The 18,366-nt window shown below is 48.6% G+C and carries 20 protein-coding genes; 6 read left to right on the top strand and 14 right to left on the bottom strand.

Features of this window, described 5'->3' with window-relative positions; genetic code table 11:
* Positions 1–3: 3 nt before the first annotated feature.
* From QUE66_RS02940 to QUE66_RS02905, 8 genes are read right to left on the bottom strand one after another with little or no spacing between them, the layout of a single operon-like run.
* Positions 4–462 (bottom strand): 6-pyruvoyl trahydropterin synthase family protein, encoded by a 459-nt coding sequence (locus QUE66_RS02940; protein ID WP_286224357.1) that lies wholly within the window; start codon positions 460–462, stop codon positions 4–6.
* Complete coding sequence (gene queE / locus QUE66_RS02935; RefSeq protein ID WP_286224356.1) at positions 462–1,115, bottom strand: 7-carboxy-7-deazaguanine synthase; 654 nt, start codon at positions 1,113–1,115, stop codon at positions 462–464. The genes QUE66_RS02940 and queE overlap by 1 nt, the downstream gene beginning before the upstream one ends.
* 9 nt (positions 1,116–1,124) lie before the next feature.
* Entirely contained in the window at positions 1,125–1,805 is a 681-nt protein-coding gene (locus QUE66_RS02930) for a hypothetical protein (RefSeq protein WP_286224355.1), read from the bottom strand.
* A 46-nt stretch (positions 1,806–1,851) separates the two neighbouring features.
* Positions 1,852–2,550: a hypothetical protein gene (locus QUE66_RS02925; RefSeq protein ID WP_286224354.1), complete on the bottom strand. Its 699-nt coding sequence runs from the start codon at positions 2,548–2,550 to the stop codon at positions 1,852–1,854.
* A gap of 22 nt (positions 2,551–2,572) precedes the next feature.
* Entirely contained in the window at positions 2,573–4,180 is a 1,608-nt protein-coding gene (guaA, locus tag QUE66_RS02920; protein WP_286224716.1) for a glutamine-hydrolyzing GMP synthase, read from the bottom strand.
* A 19-nt stretch (positions 4,181–4,199) separates the two neighbouring features.
* Positions 4,200–5,666, bottom strand: coding sequence for an IMP dehydrogenase (guaB, locus tag QUE66_RS02915; RefSeq protein WP_286224353.1), 1,467 nt, complete (start codon positions 5,664–5,666; stop codon positions 4,200–4,202).
* 54 nt (positions 5,667–5,720) lie between these two features.
* A complete protein-coding gene (locus QUE66_RS02910; protein WP_286224352.1) occupies positions 5,721–6,083 on the bottom strand; it encodes an RnfH family protein in 363 nt (120 codons plus the stop codon).
* Positions 6,073–6,507 (bottom strand): type II toxin-antitoxin system RatA family toxin, encoded by a 435-nt coding sequence (locus QUE66_RS02905; RefSeq protein ID WP_286224351.1) that lies wholly within the window; start codon positions 6,505–6,507, stop codon positions 6,073–6,075. Before QUE66_RS02905 ends, QUE66_RS02910 begins: the two co-directional genes overlap by 11 nt.
* 34 nt (positions 6,508–6,541) lie before the next feature.
* Between QUE66_RS02905 and smpB the strand changes: the two genes are divergently transcribed.
* From smpB to QUE66_RS02880, 5 genes are all read left to right on the top strand, one after another.
* Positions 6,542–6,991 (top strand): SsrA-binding protein SmpB, encoded by a 450-nt coding sequence (smpB, locus tag QUE66_RS02900; protein ID WP_286224350.1) that lies wholly within the window; start codon positions 6,542–6,544, stop codon positions 6,989–6,991.
* Between the two features lie 91 nt (positions 6,992–7,082).
* The gene (locus QUE66_RS02895; protein ID WP_286224349.1) at positions 7,083–8,495 is read left to right on the top strand and encodes a circularly permuted type 2 ATP-grasp protein; all 1,413 of its coding nucleotides are present in this window, start codon (positions 7,083–7,085) and stop codon (positions 8,493–8,495) included.
* Positions 8,496–8,498: 3 nt separating this feature from the next.
* A complete protein-coding gene (locus tag QUE66_RS02890; protein WP_286224348.1) occupies positions 8,499–9,476 on the top strand; it encodes an alpha-E domain-containing protein in 978 nt (325 codons plus the stop codon).
* The gene (locus tag QUE66_RS02885) at positions 9,445–10,290 is read left to right on the top strand and encodes a transglutaminase family protein (RefSeq protein WP_286224347.1); all 846 of its coding nucleotides are present in this window, start codon (positions 9,445–9,447) and stop codon (positions 10,288–10,290) included. Before QUE66_RS02890 ends, QUE66_RS02885 begins: the two co-directional genes overlap by 32 nt.
* A 2-nt stretch (positions 10,291–10,292) precedes the next feature.
* Entirely contained in the window at positions 10,293–11,135 is an 843-nt protein-coding gene (locus QUE66_RS02880; RefSeq protein WP_286224346.1) for a peptidase, read from the top strand.
* A 41-nt stretch (positions 11,136–11,176) separates the two neighbouring features.
* Here the strand turns inward: QUE66_RS02880 and ppsA are convergent, their stop codons facing one another.
* The gene (gene ppsA, locus QUE66_RS02875) at positions 11,177–13,564 is read right to left on the bottom strand and encodes a phosphoenolpyruvate synthase (protein WP_286224345.1); all 2,388 of its coding nucleotides are present in this window, start codon (positions 13,562–13,564) and stop codon (positions 11,177–11,179) included.
* A gap of 131 nt (positions 13,565–13,695) precedes the next feature.
* On the opposite strand from ppsA, the gene ppsR reads away from it, so the two are divergent.
* Positions 13,696–14,532, top strand: coding sequence for a posphoenolpyruvate synthetase regulatory kinase/phosphorylase PpsR (gene ppsR, locus QUE66_RS02870; protein WP_286224344.1), 837 nt, complete (start codon positions 13,696–13,698; stop codon positions 14,530–14,532).
* 6 nt (positions 14,533–14,538) lie between these two features.
* On the opposite strand, the gene QUE66_RS02865 is transcribed toward ppsR, so the two are convergent.
* From QUE66_RS02865 to fabZ, 5 genes are read right to left on the bottom strand one after another with little or no spacing between them, the layout of a single operon-like run.
* On the bottom strand, positions 14,539–15,366 hold the full coding sequence (locus QUE66_RS02865; RefSeq protein WP_286224343.1) for a TrmH family RNA methyltransferase: 828 nt from the start codon (positions 15,364–15,366) through the stop codon (positions 14,539–14,541).
* Positions 15,359–15,940, bottom strand: a complete 582-nt coding sequence (rnhB, locus tag QUE66_RS02860) for a ribonuclease HII (protein ID WP_286224342.1) — start codon at positions 15,938–15,940, stop codon at positions 15,359–15,361. The genes QUE66_RS02865 and rnhB overlap by 8 nt, the downstream gene beginning before the upstream one ends.
* A gap of 6 nt (positions 15,941–15,946) precedes the next feature.
* Positions 15,947–17,107, bottom strand: a complete 1,161-nt coding sequence (gene lpxB, locus QUE66_RS02855) for a lipid-A-disaccharide synthase (protein ID WP_286224341.1) — start codon at positions 17,105–17,107, stop codon at positions 15,947–15,949.
* Positions 17,108–17,113: 6 nt separating this feature from the next.
* On the bottom strand, positions 17,114–17,908 hold the full coding sequence (lpxA, locus tag QUE66_RS02850) for an acyl-ACP--UDP-N-acetylglucosamine O-acyltransferase (RefSeq protein ID WP_286224340.1): 795 nt from the start codon (positions 17,906–17,908) through the stop codon (positions 17,114–17,116).
* Complete coding sequence (gene fabZ, locus QUE66_RS02845) at positions 17,908–18,354, bottom strand: 3-hydroxyacyl-ACP dehydratase FabZ (protein WP_286224339.1); 447 nt, start codon at positions 18,352–18,354, stop codon at positions 17,908–17,910. Before fabZ ends, lpxA begins: the two co-directional genes overlap by 1 nt.
* Positions 18,355–18,366 lie beyond the last annotated feature (12 nt).

The raw sequence follows: 18,366 nt of genomic DNA, 5'->3' as shown, positions 1-18,366 counted from the left end.
TCCTTAAGCCACTCGAACAGGATAATCAGCCCAGCAATTGGGGGTCTCATAGAGCCGCACACTAGAAAGGGAAAGTTTTCCTTGGGTCTCGGCTGCAAAAATTGGTGCTAAACGATCAAAAGCAAACTTAACCAGGTTCTCAACTGTAGGCACATCATCCAATACGACGGTTTTATGGTTAGGCAGGCTTTTGAGGAAGTTCAGTAGCAAGGTGTCCTGCTTGGCAACCAAAAATGCATGATCCCAGGGCTCCACCAAATGGGTCAATGCAATGCGTTTGATATCACCAAAGTCAATCACCATACCGTCATCTGCCTGCCCGCGACTTTCATGGACAGGACCTTCAACGGTTAACTCGATTGCATAGCGATGGCCGTGCAAGTGGCGGCATTGCCCACCATGATTGGGAATGCGATGGCCCGCATCAAATTCGAGGCGGCGAGTTATCGTGAGTTGCTGCATTACCGAATTCCAATCATCTTGTGGGTTTGCACACTTAAGCGCCATAGTGGATACTTTTGGCACAGTTGGATCGCAAAGGCCATATTGTCGCTTAGATTTGGTCCATCCATGGCCTGGATATAACGGTGGCGAAAGTCCATTGCCTCAAAGCGATGCAAAACGGATTCAATTGGTTGATGCCCTGCTTGCGGAACGACCAACTTAATTTCATGAGCCTGCTTCACAATGAGATCAGCCCCAGCCTTAGGGCTTAAGCAAACCCAGTCAATCCCTTTGGGAACCGCAATCGTTCCATTCGTTTCAATTGCGATCTCAAACTGCTTGGCATGCAAGGCTTTAATTAAAGGTTCATCGAGCTGTAATAAAGGCTCTCCACCGGTCATCACTACAAAGCGATAAAGTCGCGTTCCCATGGAGTCAATCCAAGCATTTTCAATCGCCTGCGCAAGCTCCTCCGGGCTTACGAACTTACCGCCCCCAATACCGTCGGTTCCGACAAAATCCGTGTCACAGAACTGGCAAATAGCAGATGAACGATCTTCCTCACGCCCAGACCATAGATTGCAACCTGCAAATCGGCAAAATACAGCGGCCCGCCCAGCCTGAGCTCCCTCACCTTGCAAAGTTGCAAAAATTTCTTTAACGGAATACATAAACCGGACTTACTTCCAAGAAATTAGTTCCCAGCGTAGATAGTCCTCCTTGATAGACTGGGACCAGCCGACCATCCCCAGCCAGAGATACTCACCAAAACTCTCACGCACCACCCAGCGTCCAATTTGTGGGACAAACCAAACTTGATCACGTCGATTATTGACGTAGCGCATGAAGTCGTCGCTCTCAAAATAATCTGCGGTGTTCACATAATAGAGAGCATCAAACTCACCAGCCTGAGTTTTAATTCGATTCCAAGCATTTGCTTGAATGGTTAAGCCCCAATAAAAATCATTATCTGGAAATCCAACTACCTGATAGCGGGTCCGATAAAACCCAGACCAGCCAGGCTTCATTTCTTGTGGCCAGAGTGGAACAGCTTTAGTAAATCGTTGCGGTGGGGTCCAGTGGGGATCTTGCAAAATCATTCCCCAAGGCTCTTGAATCTCATCGGGTAACTTACCCAGTTTTTTACCCTCTCTGGCAATTTGTACTTTTGGGCTCACTGAGACCACGGTCTCGGTCAAAATATCAACCAACTCGCCATTAAAAATATTGCGAACTTCATAGACCCACTGCTGCCCCACTGCAGGTACTCGAATGACTGGGGTGGGCTTAGGAGGGGTAATCTCACTCTTGGGGATGTGAGACACCGAACCCAGACAGGCGGTCAATAACAAACTAGCCATCACAGTGGCCGCACTTCGCCAAGAAAGGTATCTGAATAACACTAGACTATTTCCAGGATCGCAATTGCCAGGCTGTGCTGTTCTCGAGTAATACCGCACCAATTTGGCCCTGGATTTGATAGGAACCAGAAGATTCGCGTGCGACCCAGCGACCAATCTCTGGAGCAAACCAAATGATTTCATGGCGAATGCAATCCACTTTATTGGCATCATCACTCTGAAAATTAATTAGGTTCTGATAGCGCAAACAGGTGAATTCTCCAGCTGGAACCTTGAGCCTTTCCCAGCCAGCGCAGTACATATACTGCTGCCAACCAAATGAGTTATCCGAATATCCTGCAATCGAATAGCGCGTTGTAAATTGTTTGCTCCAGTTGGCCTGTATCTGCTCTGGCCAAAGAGGAATCGGGGGGCCATAGTTCAAGATTCGGCCCCAATGCGGATCCGTTGCAATCATTCCCCATGACGATTGAATCTCACTTGGAAGCGTTGCGCCATCTTGATTGCTACGGGAGATCGTGACTCCTGGCCCAACAATCTCAACACGCTCGGTCACCACATCGAGTAACTTACTTGAGAATGTATCGAACTGCAGATAAGTCCACTCCTGGCCCAATTGGGGTGAACGCACACTGGGGATTTTTTTGGGAGCGGCTACCGGAATTCCGCGGTCAAAGGTAGCGGTTGCGCAACCTAAGGGAGCTAAAGCAGCTGAACTAATGACCAGACGACGTAGGGGGTTCATACAAACTCCTAAAGACAAATAGCTATTCCCACTCGATTGTGGAGGGTGGCTTCCCACTGATGTCAAAGACCACACGATTAATACCGCGCACTTCATTAATGATGCGATTCGATACCTTACCTAGCAGTTCATGTGGCAGATGAGCCCAGTGCGCAGTCATGAAGTCTTGGGTTTGCACTGCACGCAGTGCAACGACGTATTCATAAGTACGTCCATCGCCCATCACGCCAACCGATTTCACAGGTAAAAAGACTGCAAATGCCTGACTCGTTAATGCGTACCAAGATTGCTTGGTGCTTGGATCAATCGTATTACGAAGTTCTTCGATAAAGATGGCATCCGCTCTGCGCAAAAGATCGGCAAACTCGGGTTTAACCTCCCCTAAAATTCGGACGCCCAGTCCTGGGCCTGGGAAGGGATGGCGATCGACCATCTCTTTTGGCAAACCTAGCTCAACGCCCAAGGCTCGCACTTCATCTTTAAATAACTCTCGTAATGGCTCAAGAAGTTTGAGGTGCATATCCTCAGGCAATCCACCAACATTGTGATGGCTCTTAATGGTGTGGGCACTATTTTTACCCTGACCTGCTGACTCAATGACATCCGGATAAATCGTACCCTGGGCAAGCCACTTGGCATTTTTGATCTTGCCAGACTCGCGCTGAAATACCTCCACAAACTCTTTACCGATGATTTTGCGCTTTTGCTCCGGATCGGTCACACCCTTTAACTGGGACAGGAACTCATGAGAGGCGTCCACATGAATCACCTTGACCCCTAAGTTCCGGGCAAACATATCCATCACCATCTTGCCTTCATGAAGGCGCAGCAAGCCATGATCGACAAATACGCACGTTAGTTGAGGTCCAATGGCTCGATGAATCAGGGCTGCAGCCACGCTGGAGTCCACGCCGCCCGACAGTCCCAAAATAACTTCGTCGCTACCGACTTGCTCCTTGATCTTCGCTACTGCTTCAGCAATGTAGTCACCCATTACCCAATCAGCCCGGCATCGGCAAATTTCATGTACAAAACGATTTAAGATCTCTTTGCCCTTTAAGGTGTGAGTGACCTCAGGATGAAATTGCAGGCCGTAGAAATGTTTTTCTTCATTGGCCATTCCTGCAATGGGGCAGGATGGCGTCGAGGCCATTAACTTAAACCCTGGAGGTAGCTCAGTAACTGAGTCGCCATGACTCATCCATACTTTGAGAATTCCATGTCCCTCGGCGGTGCGATGGTCCTCAATGCCATTTAGCAAATCCGTATGGCCCCGGGCACGCACCTCGGCATACCCAAACTCACGTGCTTTTCCCAAAGACTCGGCTGAAGCAACCCGACCGCCCAATTGGGTGGCCATCGTTTGCATGCCGTAACAAATACCTAGAACTGGAACATTAAGTTGGAAAACAATTTCGGGGGTCCTAGGACTATTGGGCTCCGTCACTGAACTTGGTCCACCCGAAAGAATGATTCCTTTGCAGCGACGCTCTTGAACAAATGTTTTGATTCGTTCCGGATCCGAGTCATACGGCCAGATCTCAGAATAGACTTTTGACTCCCGCACACGGCGGGCAATCAATTGGGTAACTTGCGAACCAAAATCCAGAATCAGAATCGTATCGTGCACAGTTTTGCCCAAGCGACTCTTAGTCAATGTGATAGTTAGGGGCTTCCTTCGTGATCTTCACATCATGGACGTGCGACTCTCGTACGCCTGCAGAAGTAATCTCCACAAAACTGGCCTTCTCATGTAATTCCGCAATGGTTTTGCAACCACAATAGCCCATCGACGAACGAATACCACCACTCAGTTGATGCAAGATACTCAGGACACTTCCTTTGTAAGGCACCTGCCCCTCAATCCCCTCGGGGACTAATTTCTCGGCATTGGCTGCGCTGATATCTTCTTGGAAGTAGCGATCAGCAGCACCATCGGCCATGGCGCCTAATGAACCCATGCCACGATAACTCTTATAGGATCGTCCTTGATATAAAAAGACCTCACCAGGGGCTTCTTCCGTCCCAGCAAACATGCCACCCATCATGACGCTATTGGCACCCGCAGCAAGGGCTTTTGCAACATCTCCTGAGTAGCGCACACCGCCGTCTGCAATTAATGGAATACCGCTTCCCTTAAGCGCATTGGCAACATTCACCACGGCCGTAATTTGTGGAACTCCGACGCCCGCCACGATGCGGGTGGTGCAAATCGAGCCCGGACCAATGCCGACTTTTACACCATCAGCACCATGGTCTGCTAGTGCTTTCGCAGCCTCGCCAGTCGCTATATTGCCGCCAATCACTTGAACCTGAGGGTAGTGCTTCTTGACCCATTTCACACGATCGAGAACGCCTTGACTATGGCCATGTGCGGTATCGACCACAATCACATCAACACCGGCCTTCACCAGCAGCTCAACACGTTCATCGTTATCCGGGCCCACACCGACGGCAGCGCCAACGCGCAACTTACCCTCACCATCTTTAGCAGCATTGGGATGCTCGGTCGCCTTCAAAATATCCTTAACGGTCACTAAGCCGCGTAACTCGAAGGCATCGTTCACAACGAGTACGCGCTCTAAGCGATGCTTACTCATTAAGCGCTTGGCCTCCTCAAGGCTTGCGCCCTCCTTCACGGTGATAAGACGATCACGTGGGGTCATCTTGGTCCTCACGCTTGCATCTAAATCCTCTTCGAACCGAAGATCGCGGTTGGTGATTATGCCAACTACGGTTTTTCCTTGCAGCACGGGGAATCCTGAAAAGCCATGCTCCCTCGATAGAGCAATCACCTGACGGACGGTCATTTCTGGAGTAATCGTGATGGGGTCGCGCAGGACTCCCGACTCAAAACGTTTTACTTTAGCTACTTCTTTGGCCTGCTCGGCAGGCTTGAGATTTTTGTGGATGATTCCGATACCACCCTCACTTGCCATGGCAATCGCGAGCCTACCCTCAGTGACCGTATCCATCGCGGCCGATACCAAGGGAATATTGATCGTAATATCGCGAGTTAACTGGGTGACCAAACTGGTGTCACGAGGAAGGACGGCCGAGTAGGCCGGCACAAGGAGCACGTCATCAAAGGTCAGTGCTTTTTGTATGAGTCGCATGCAAAACCCCTAGTCGCAAAATCCGATTATAAAGGTTCTGGGTCGAGGACTCCTTTAAGGTCTCGGTTTCGCAGCTTGCCGGCGCATGGCTTTGGCCTTTAAAAGGCTATCTTTATCGCGATTGGCCTTCTTTCGTCTGGCTAATTTAGGGTCAATGCGTAATGGTGCATAGAGCTCTAAACGGTCGCCGGCATATAGCGGGCTACTCCAATCCTTGCGCTTACCAAATACCCCATAGCAGCCCTTACGGCTAATCACTGGATCATCTTGATCTTTGGCAATGCCCAAGCTTTGAAGCGCCCAACCCACCGTGGGCTTTGTAACACTATTTAACGGAAGATGATGAATTTGAAGTAATGGCGGATCCTGGCGCGCATCGCATAAAAGTATTTCCATGGTCTGCGCTTTAGTGGCCATAGAGTTGCTCCGCACGCTTTACAAAGCAATCCACAAAGGTGCTGGCGATGTAGGAGAACACCGGACCAATAATCTTATCCAAGATGGCACTTTTGAACTCCCAGTGCAAATTGAACTCAATCTTGCATGCATCATCGCGTAAGGGAATGAAGCGCCACTGGCCAGTGAACTTTTTAAATGGACCATCAACAAATTGCATATCAATCGAATCAGGGCGATGGTTGGCATTTCGCGTATGAAAGAATTGCTCAATCCCTTTAAAGTGGATCTTGATTTTGGCATCGAGAACCGTTTCGGTTTGTTCATAAATATCCACACCGCCGCACCAGGGTAAAAACTCTGGATAGCGCGCAACATCCGTTACTAGGCTGTACATTCGGTCAGCGGATTGACCAATCAAAACCGTCTTATTGACGTCTGCCATAATGAAACCGTGGAACCTATAAAAACTCTAAACCATGAGTATCGTCGATAACAAAAAAGCCTTCTTTGATTATTTTATTGAAGAACGCTATGAAGCGGGCCTTGTCCTCGAAGGGTGGGAGGTTAAGGCAATTCGTGCTGGTCGTGCGCAAATTAAGGAAGCGTATGTCGTAGTGCGTAATGCTGAAATTTATTTGATTGGTTCTCACATCAGTCCACTCTCCTCGACATCGACTCATATTCATGCCGACCCCACCCGAACCCGCAAGCTCCTCTTAAATGAGAGCGAGATTCGGAAACTCATCGGCAAAGTTGAGCAGCGAGGCTATACCTTGGTCCCGCTCAATTTGCACTTCTCAAAGGGTCGAGTTAAATGTGAAATTGGGCTTGCCCGCGGAAAGAAACAACACGATAAGCGCGAGGCAAGTAAAGAGCGTGACTGGGAGCGAGAAAAAGCCAGAATCGTGCGCGGTCAACTCTCATAATCCTGTTTCTTGCACCATTTAGGTGCATATTTGCACCAAGCCATGCCAATCTACGGATGATTTGTCATTCGGGCGTAATACCGTAAAGACTATGAAAACTCCGTATGACGAAATGTTTGATGTACATGGTGCGGCTAGACCCCACTACGCCATCTTTCAGCAATGGCTAACTGAGCAAAGTGATGCTCTGATGGCCCTTAAACGGGCTGAGGCCGATCTCATCTTTCGTCGGGTTGGCATCACCTTTGCAGTCTATGGTGATGATTTGGGGACTGAGCGCACTATTCCATTTGACCAAGTCCCACGGATATTCACAGCAGAAGAATGGTCGACGCTTGAAGCAGGACTGCGGCAACGCGTGACCGCACTCAATCACTTTATTCATGATGTCTATCACGACGAAGCAATCATTAAAGCTGGGATTATTCCCGGGGAGCAGATTTTTAATAATGCTCAATATCGACCGGAAATGCGCCATATCGATGTACCACGGAATATTTATGCTCAAATCGCCGGGATTGATATTGTGCGTGCAGGCGCAGGTGAGTTTTATGTCCTAGAGGACAATCTGCGCGTACCATCTGGCGTCTCCTATATGGTCGAAGATCGCAAAATGATGATGCGCCTCTTTCCCGATCTATTCCAGCGCTATCGAGTTGCTCCTGTAGAGCACTACCCTGACCTTCTGTTGGAATGCCTGAAGTCCGTCAAGCCCGAGGGAGTAAAAAAACCAAATGTGGTTGTTCTCACCCCAGGCATGTTTAACTCGGCCTACTTTGAACATACTTACCTTGCTCAACAAATGGGTGTCGAACTAGTCGAAGGTAAGGACCTTTATGTCAAAGATGAAGAAGTGTTCATGCGAACCACCCAAGGGCCTCAGCGGGTCGATGTAATCTATCGACGTATTGATGACGACTTTTTAGATCCCTTAGCATTTCGATCCGATTCTGCTTTAGGCGTAGCCGGCTTACTCAATGCCTATCGTGCGGGCAATATCACTCTAGCCAACGCGATTGGCACTGGAATTGCGGACGATAAATCCATTTATCCGTATGTGCCGCAAATGATTGAGTTCTACTTAGGTGAAAAGCCGATTCTTAACAATGTACCGACTTATCAATGCCGCAAGGCCGAAGATCTTACATACACACTAGCTCATCTTGATGAGTTGGTCGTCAAAGAGACTCATGGCGCTGGTGGCTATGGCATGCTGGTAGGTCCAGCATCCACCAAAGAGGAAATTGAGCGCTTTCGAGCGAACTTAATTCAACATCCCGATCAATATATTGCTCAACCGACGCTATCTCTATCAACCTGTCCAACCTTTGTTGAGTCTGGAATTGCCCCGCGCCATATTGATCTACGACCTTTTGTGCTCTCTGGCAAAACCATCAAGATGGTTCCGGGAGGGTTAACCCGCGTTGCCCTCAAGGAGGGTTCTTTGGTGGTGAACTCTTCACAAGGTGGTGGCACCAAAGATACTTGGGTACTGGAGGATTAGTCCATGTTAAGCCGTACCGCCGATTGCCTCTACTGGATGGCTCGCTATACCGAGCGGGCTGAGAATACCGCGCGTATGCTCGATGTGAACTATCAAACCTCTTTGCTGCCGCAGCCCTCTGAATACCGAGACCAAAGTTGGCGTAAGTTACTCACCATCTCTAAACTAGAACCGGCGTTCCTAGCGAGCCACTCCCAGATGAACCAGGAATCCATTTTGCGGTTCATGATCGCTGATGCGAATAATCCATCGAGTATCGTGTCTTGCTTGCGCGCCGCCCGTGAAAACGCGCGAGCGATTCGTGGACGGATTACATCTGAGCTGTGGGAAACCCAAAACACCACCTGGCTTGAGTTAACGCAATTACTTACCAAACAGGATTATGCTGATCCCAGTAGCCTTCTAGACTGGGTTAAATATCGCTGCCACCTCTCCCGGGGGGTCATGCATGGCACGATGCTGAAAAATGAGGCCTATTACTTCATGCGCATTGGCACCTTACTAGAGCGCGCCGATAATACTGCTCGCATCCTAGAAACCAAGTACCAAGATCCAGCAAGCTTGCGCCAATTAAAACCAATTCATGATATCACCGAGGAGGCGGATTCAGCATTCTTTGATTTCTATCATTGGGCCGCCCTATTGCGTTCTGTATCTGCTTATGAGATCTATCGTCAGATTTACTCAGACCAAATTACCCCTCAAAAAGCAGCAGAACTCCTAATCTTTAATCAACAAATGCCCCGTTCATTGCGCTATTGCGTTGGCGATTTAATTGTGCTGTTAGGTGAAATTCGGAATCAGAATTCCAAAGAGATTGAACGTCTTATCGGCAAACTCCAAGCTGACCTTGATTATTCTGATATCAATGAAGTCTTTCATATGGGTCTTGAAGAGTTCACGAAGCAGTTTTTAAAACGAATTAACCACATCGGTGACGAGCTCAGTAATGCATACCTCATCCCCCTTGCCGTTGCCTAAGATGAAATCGATGCACTTACAAATTGAACACCATACCGAATACCAATATGACAATCCAGTTCGCTATTCGATTCAGGAGTTAAGACTAAGCCCACTGGATAACAAGGGGCAAACGATTGTAAAGTGGCAAATTCAGTCGCCCGTCAAAGCCAAGTCCACTCAAGACACTTTTGGTAATACCTGCCAAACATTAGTACTCGACACGCCCTATAAATCAATGAGCATTACTGCCAAAGGAGAAGTCAAGAGCCATGGATGCTATGAGTACCAGGATGATACCCATGCCGTGTCCCCTTACTATCTGCTACAGCCAACCACCCTCACACAAATATCAGAACCAATGCAATCGTATTTTGAATCGGCACTTCCTAATAAACGTGACATTGATTCTGTTTTGGCTCTAGCCGATGCGATTCGTGCCGGCATTCGTTATCAAGCAGGTGTCACGACCTTTGCAACGACAGCAGCTCAATCATTTGCGATGCAGACTGGGGTCTGCCAAGATCATAGTCACATCATGCTAAGTCTATGTCGGTTTGCCAATATTCCAGCGCGCTATGTTAGCGGCTACTTCTTTGCTGAAGAATCTCCAAACCTAGCAAGTCATGCCTGGGTAGATGTTTGTTTGGATGCAGATCAAGGTCGCTGGATCAGTATTGATGTAACCCATGCCTGCCTGACGGATCAACGGCATATTCGCTTGGCCATTGGAAGGGATTATTATTCAGCTGCACCCATCAAAGGAATCCGTTCCGGTGGTGGCCAAGAGGAGCTACGGGCTCGCATTGCCATACAACAAGTGAAAGTGCTGTAACCATGACCTATTGCGTTGCCCTTTGCCTCGATGAAGGCCTAGTGTTCTTAGCCGATACTCGAACGAATGCGGGAGTTGACCAAATCGGCACCTTTCGTAAGATGGCCCTCTTTCATCAAGACCGAGAGCGTTTTTTTGTTCTCATGAGCTCGGGTAACTTAGCCATTACCCAAGCAGTCAAAGAAATTCTCCTCCAAGGTGAAATGTTCGATGGCGTCAATCTTTGGAATGCCAAAAGCTGTCACGAGGCAGCGACGGTGGTTGGTTCTGCAGTCAAGAAGGTAAGAGAGCGCGATTTTGAGGATCTGCAAAAGTCAGGAATTGAGTTCAATTGCAACTTAATTTTTGGTGGACAAATCCAGGGTGAAAAACCCCGTTTATTTAATATTTACGCTGCCGGTAACTTCATTGAAACTACGCCGGAGACTCCGTACTTTCAAATTGGAGAATCCAAATACGGTAAACCCATTCTCGATCGGGTGATTCGTTTTAATACCCCGCTTAATTTAGCGACCAAATGTGTCCTGATCTCGATGGACTCGACTATTAAAAGTAATATTTCCGTTGGCTTACCGCTCGATCTCTTGGTCTATGAGAAAGACTCTTTCAATTTAGATAGATTAATCACGATTGATGAAGATAATCCCTACTTCGAAATGATGCATCGAATTTGGGGTGAGAAACTAAAAGAAGTGGCACTCAGCATTCCAGAACCCAGTTGGAATGGCTCTAAGAAAAGTATTTCGATTCTATCGCCGTCAAAGAAGCTGGGCAGCGTACCTGTCCATAAACCCAAAGGCAAATCTTCAAGCCAAGTAAAACGACTAAAAAGGGTAAAAAAATAAGGCGGGTCTTGCCCGCCTTATTGGTCTTGTTGGACAGGAACTTACGATCCGTTCTTGGCCAAAAACTCCCAGGTTTGTACAACACTGTCTGGGTTGAGTGAGATTGAGGTGATTCCTTTTTTGACCAGCCACTTGGCAAAGTCTGGATGATCAGACGGGCCCTGTCCACAAATACCGACATACTTGCCTTGTTTGACGCAGGCATCAATCGAGCGCTCGATCATGAACTCCACCGCAGGATCGCGCTCATCGAAATCAATCGCTAAGAGCTCCATGCCAGAGTCGCGATCAAGCCCCAAGGTTAACTGGGTCATATCGTTTGAACCAATCGAGAAGCCATCAAAATACTCCAAGAATTGATCGGCCAGAATGGCATTCGATGGAATCTCGCACATCATGATCAATTTCAGGCCATTCACTCCACGTTGCAGACCAAACTTAGCCATCATGTCAATCACGCGCTTTGCCTGGGCAATCGTGCGCACAAATGGCACCATGATCTCAACATTATCTAAGCCCATTTCCTCGCGCACCCGCTTCATCGCCGCGCATTCAAGAGCAAAGGCCTCGCCAAAATCCTCCGACACATACCGCGATGCCCCCCGAAAACCGAGCATGGGATTCTCTTCATCTGGCTCGTAACGAGACCCACCAATCAACTTCTTATACTCGTTGGACTTAAAGTCTGACAGGCGCACAATCACTGGCTTGGGATAGAAAGCCGCAGCAATCGTTGCCACACCTTCAACTAATTTATCCTCATAAAATGCTCGAGGACTTGAATAGCCACGCGCTACACTCTCCACTGCTCGCTTTAGATCAGCGTCAATATTGGGGTATTCCAACACTGCGCGGGGATGCACGCCAATGTAATTGTTGATAATGAATTCCAGACGAGCTAGGCCAACCCCTGCATTCGGCAGTTGGCAGAAATCAAACGCTAATTGAGGGTTGCCGATGTTCATGGTGATCTTGACTGGTATGTCTGGCAGAACTCCGCGCTTTACCTCAGTAACCTCGGTTTCAATCAGACCGTCATAAATGCGTCCTTCATCACCCTCGGCGCACGAAACAGTAACAACCGCACCATCTTGTAAGACATCGGTTGCATTACTACAGCCCACAACTGCAGGGACCCCCAACTCGCGCGCAATAATCGCGGCATGGCAGGTTCTGCCACCTCGATTGGTAACAATCGCTGAGGCCCGCTTCATGACGGGCTCCCAATTTGGGTCGGTCATATCAGCCACCAAAACATCGCCAGGCTGAACCCGATCCATTTCGCTGGCGTCCCGAATCACACGTACCGGACCGCCTCCAATTTTTTGACCAATGGCTCGGCCGGTTGTAATGACTTTTGAATTTCCCTTTAAGCGATAGCGAAGTTCCACTTGATCTGCCGCTTGGCTCTTCACGGTCTCTGGACGGGCTTGAAGGATGTAGATCTTGCCATCCACACCGTCTTTGCCCCATTCGATATCCATGGGTCGACCATAGTGCTTCTCGATAATGACTGCATACTTGGCAAGCTCAGTAACATCTTCATCAGTAATCGAGAAACGATTGCGTTCTTCAGGGCCCACCTCAACAGTTTGTACACGCTCTGCGGATCCCTGGGGAGCAAATTGCATCTGAATTAATTTCGATCCTAACGACTTCCGGATAATCGCTTTTTTACCTTTTGCAAGAGTCTCTTTGAAAACATAAAACTCATCGGGATTAACTGCACCCTGCACGACGGTCTCGCCCAAGCCATAGCTTGAGGTAATAAAAACCACTCCTGGAAAGCCAGACTCTGTATCGAGAGTGAACATCACGCCTGCCGCTCCAAGGTCTGAGCGCACCATACGCTGCACACCCGCAGAAAGAGCCACATCTGCATGGGCAAATCCTTTGTGGACACGGTAGGAAATCGCACGATCGTTATACAGGGATGCAAACACCTCACGGATCTTTTTTAATACATCATCAATACCCGATACGTTCAAAAAGGTTTCTTGCTGACCTGCAAATGAAGCGTCAGGTAGGTCCTCAGCCGTTGCCGAAGAGCGGACCGCAAACGATCCTTTGCCGGATGCATCGAGTTTTTGAAAAGCTGCTCGTATTTCGGCCTCTAACTGAGGTTGAAAGGCAGCTCCTTCGATCCACGAACGAATCTGCGCACCCGCTTCTGCCAAAGCACGAACGTCATCAACATTGAGCTTGGCAAGCCGCTCTGAAATTTTTTGATCGAGTTGATTGTGTTTTAAGAAATCCCGAAATGCGATGGATGTGGTGGCAAAACCGGTTGGCACACGGACCCCTGCAGATGCCAATTGTGAAATCATTTCACCCAGTGAGGAATTTTTACCGCCTACCGACTCAACATCGCCGACACGCAGCTCCTCAAAAGGCAAAACATAGGCGTTTTGCTTATTTTGCATAGACATAAAGACTCTCGTAAAGTTAAAAAACTGACTAAAGCGTTGCCCCTAAAATCGGGCATACTTGAATGATCAATATTGTATTACTGGACCTTAATTTGCCTATTTTTTAATCAATCTTTATCGCAATAACCACCATGACTCTTCCGGCCAATACTCTACCTCGCATTGTTTACATCGTCTCTGATGGAACGGGTATTACCGCTGAAAACTTTAGTCAATCGATCCTAGCTCAGTTCGAGGCTAGCTTTCGACAGGTTCGTATTCCTTTTGTCGATACTGTAGATAAAGCACATGACGCGGTATCTCAAATTAATGGCACCGATCCTAAGTATGGCCAAGCGATTGTTTTTACCACCCTTGTCAATCCAGAGGTAAATCAGATCGTTGGGCAAGCCAAAGCCCTGGTGCTTGATATGTTCCAAACCTTTGTGGCGCCCCTTGAACAAACGCTAGGAATGCGCTCAACCCATGCGATCAATCGCCTGCATCACAATGCTGATACGGATGCTTATAAAAACCGGATTGAAGCGATTAACTATTCTTTAGCCCATGACGATGGCCAGTCCAATCAAAATCTGGTCGATGCGAATGTAATTTTGGTGGGCGTGTCTCGGGTTGGTAAAACACCAACTAGCCTTTATCTGGCGATGCAATATGGATTAAAAGCAGCCAACTATCCCTTAATCCCCGAAGATTTTGAGCGCGGCCAGCTGCCCAAAGATCTTCTCTCTCATAAACAAAAGATTTTTGGTTTAACGATCGACCCCGAACGCCTCTCTGAGATCCGGAATGAACGCCGGCCGGGAAGCAACTATGCCAAGCTAGAAAACTGTCGATATGAGATTAATGAAGCCACTGCCATGATGCGACGCGAGTCCATTCCATGGGTCTCGACCACTAGCAAATCAATTGAAGAGATTGCAACCACCATCCTTCAGGCCATTCGTTCTGATAAAACCATCCTTGGCTAGCAAGGCTCAGGAATTAAATTGCCCTCGGGCCCGCAGGGTTTCATACAAACAAATGGCGGCGGTGCTCGCCACATTTAAAGACTCCAGCTGTGGATTTTGGGGAACCCGAATTGGAGTGGCTTGTCCCAAGAGCTCTGGGGAGACCCCTTGTCCCTCATTACCAAATACCCAAGCAACCGGCTTTTGTAGACGCGCCTCAATAGAGTACAGTGAGCGCTCGGCAGTCATGGTCGTTGCCAATAAGGGTGCCTCAATATTACTGGTCACATCATCGATGCTTTGTGCCTCATAAAAAGTCAGGTAACGATGTGCTCCCATGGCCGCACGAAGCACCTTCGGCGACCAAATATGGGCGGTTCCAACCGTACACACAATTTGATTGAAATTACAAGCTAAAGCGGTACGCAAAATCGTTCCGACATTCCCAGCATCCTGAATAGCATCCAGAATTACAGTGTCACCGAGCAGATTCTTTGCAGTAGACTTTGGAGATTCAAGGCGAACTAAGCCCATGATTTGCGGAGCATTCTCTAGCTCGCTGATAGAGGACCATAAAGACTCATCAAGCAGCTGGATCTCAACTTCTGGGCATTGCTCACAATGTACATCAATAATCGCTGCAATCTCTGTATTTGCGAGTGCTGATGGAGTAGTCAGGATGCTCTGTAAACGCGGGTCGCCTTGCCAGACTTGGAGTAAATGGATGCCTTCCATGACCGCAAGCTGATACTCCTGGCGAGCCTTCTGCCCCTTGCTACCCGCTTGCTGAAGTTGACGAATGCGCTTGAGCAAATGATTTTCTTTAGAAGAAATAACACCCTTGGAGTTATGCATTGATGAGCTCCCGAACCGGCCCAAAGGAGCGTCGATGATCCGCGCATGGGCCATAGTGTTTAAGGGCTGCAATATGGGCCTCGGTGGGATAGCCCATATGCTGATTAAAGCCATATTGAGGAAATTGTTCATGCAGGATTTGCATCTGTTGATCGCGATGCACTTTAGCCAAGATCGATGCAGCTGAAATGGCCGGCTCTTTTGCGTCTCCCTGAATAATTGCACGCGCTGGTATAGGTAGGGATGGGCAACGATTACCATCGATGAGCGCTTCGCTTGGCCACTCACCCATTCGATCAACTAGGGACTGTATCGCTCGTTGCATGGCTAACATGGTCGCTTGCAAGATATTGAGCTCATCAATCTCTTGGGGGGATGCTTCGCCAATACCCCAAGCCCTTGCCTTTGACACAATTTCAGCATAAAGCACTTCACGCTTGGCAGGGCTTAACTTTTTTGAGTCTTTAAGTCCAATAATGGGTTGCCGGGGATCCAGTACGACCGCTCCAGCGACAACTGCACCAACCAATGGACCGCGCCCTGCTTCATCAACTCCGCAAATCCAAATACTCATGGTGAACTATGCTCTCTCACGCAGAGTTTGCTCAACTGCTTGGGCCACTAAAAGCCCAGTTGGCCTCTTCAGTATTCGATGCAGCTCTTCAAAACGCTTTTGAAGTTTTTGAACGGCTGCGGGGTGGCTCAGCCAATGCATCACTTCACGAGCCAAGGCCTCAGGCTTGGCTGCATTTTGTAAAAGCTCGGGCACCACAAACTCGCCACACAGAATATTAGGCAAACCCACGTATGGCAAGTACCCTTGTCGTTTCATAATCTGGGCAGTTAGCCAAGGCACCTTATATGAAATCACCATGGGTTTTTTCCAAAGCGCCGCTTGTAGGGTTGCGGTCCCGCTGGCGATCAAGACCACATCGGCAGCGGCTAATGCCAGGTTAGCATCTCCGTCCAATAGGATCAATTGGACATCGGGATGACTGGCTAGGAGTTGCTGCTGTAAACGCTCAATGGCAGGTCGTAAATGTGGTGCCGCAATAGGAAGAACAAAATGAACCTTCTGGCCCTCCAATTGCTTTGCAAGAATGCTGATGGTCTCAAAAAATAGTGGGCCGATTAACTCAATCTCCGACTGACGACTGCCTGGTAACACCGCAATAGTGATGCCATCAATACCTAAATCGTTCTTTGCTGCAGCTTGATCCACAATTTCTGGGATCTCGCTGGCTAAGGGGTGACCAACATAGCTTGCAGCAATCCCAGCCCTCTCATAAATCTCTGGCTCAAATGGAAACAGGCACAGAACCCGATCGACCGCACGAGCAATTTTATGAATGCGGCCACCTCGCCAAGCCCAAATGGATGGGGAGACTAAATGAAGCGTTGGGACTCCATGCTGCTTTAAGCGGGTCTCGACCCCCAGATTAAAGTCAGGCGCATCAATGCCTAGAAAGATATCAGGCCGCTCGACCTTTAAAAGATAGTGCAGCAACTCGGAGCGTAATCGCAAAATAGCAGGTAGTTGCGCAAGCGCTTCAACATATCCACGCACACTTAAGGTCTCCATCGGCCAACGGGAGATAAAACCTTCTGCTTGCATCGCTGGCCCGCCAATCCCAAACATCCTAAGATCGCGAGTGTACGGTATTTGCTTTAGGGCTGAAAGCGCAGGGGCTGCGATTAAATCCCCAGACGGCTCTCCTGCAACACAAGCCAGACTCGGCAAAATCAGTTACCGGATAATGCCGCGACTGGAGGCGGCTAAGAATTGATGAAACTGAAGCAAGGCTTCTTGGGTTTTGACATCCGCTTGCTGCTTTGCCATGGCGTCGATCGCAACTTTTGCCTCTTCAAAACTCAGCCCATCTTTGTATAAAACCTTATAGGCATTACGGAGCTCCATAATCGCCTCCGGTAAATAGCCGCGGCGCTTTAAGCCCTCGACATTGATTCCATGGGGTCCAGCTTTATCCCCCGCTGCCATGACAAAGGGAGGAATATCTTGTACAAGTGCCGAGGCCCCACCTAACATCGCATGAGCCCCAATACGAACAAACTGATGAACACCCGACATTCCACCCAGAATCGCCCAATCTCCTACTTCAACATGCCCGGCAATTTGGGCGTTACTTGAGAAGATGGTGTGATTACCAATTTGGCAATCGTGGGCAATATGTACATAAGCCATGATCCAATTGTCATTGCCGATTCGAGTGATGCCCTGATCTTGCGCAGTACCCGTATGAATGGTCGTGAACTCCCGAATCGTATTGCGGTCACCAATGATCAATTGGGTTGGCTCACCACGGTATTTCATGTCCTGCGGTTCGCCGCCGATGGCTGCAAAGTGACCAATCCGATTATCTTGTCCAAGGCTTGTATGCCCTTCAATCACGGTATGCGAACCAACCGTGCAACCTGAACCCATGGTGACATGAGGCCCAATCACAGCATAGGGTCCAATAACGACGTTATCGGCTAATTGCGCCTTGGAATCAACGATGGCACTTGCATGGATTGTGGCCATTACACACTCTTCTTTCGAACCGCACAGGTAATGGATGCCTCAGCTGCTAATTCATCTTGGACGGTCGCTTTAACCTGAAACTTATAAATACCAGCCTTACCGCGCTCAAATGTAGCGTGCATGATGAGCTGATCACCAGGTAATACGATCCGTTTAAAACGCGCGCCATCGATTCCAGCAAAGTAATACACATCCTCCGGGTCATGCTCTTCAGAAAACGTCAAGAGTGCTGCGGTTTGAGCTAGCGCTTCAATAATCAGGACACCTGGCATCACCGGAAAATCTGGAAAATGACCCTGAAAGAATGGCTCATTCATCGTGACATTTTTCAATGCCTTGATGGTTTTTCCGGGATCTAACTCAATAACCCGATCGACCAACAAAAAGGGATATCGATGAGGGAGTAGTTTCAGAATCTTGTGAATATCAATCACTGCTTGACTCATAGCATGTCCATA

Source organism: Polynucleobacter sp. HIN6 (assembly GCF_030297575.1).
Taxonomy (GTDB): domain Bacteria; phylum Pseudomonadota; class Gammaproteobacteria; order Burkholderiales; family Burkholderiaceae; genus Polynucleobacter.
This window is presented reverse-complemented; position numbering and strand designations above follow the sequence as displayed.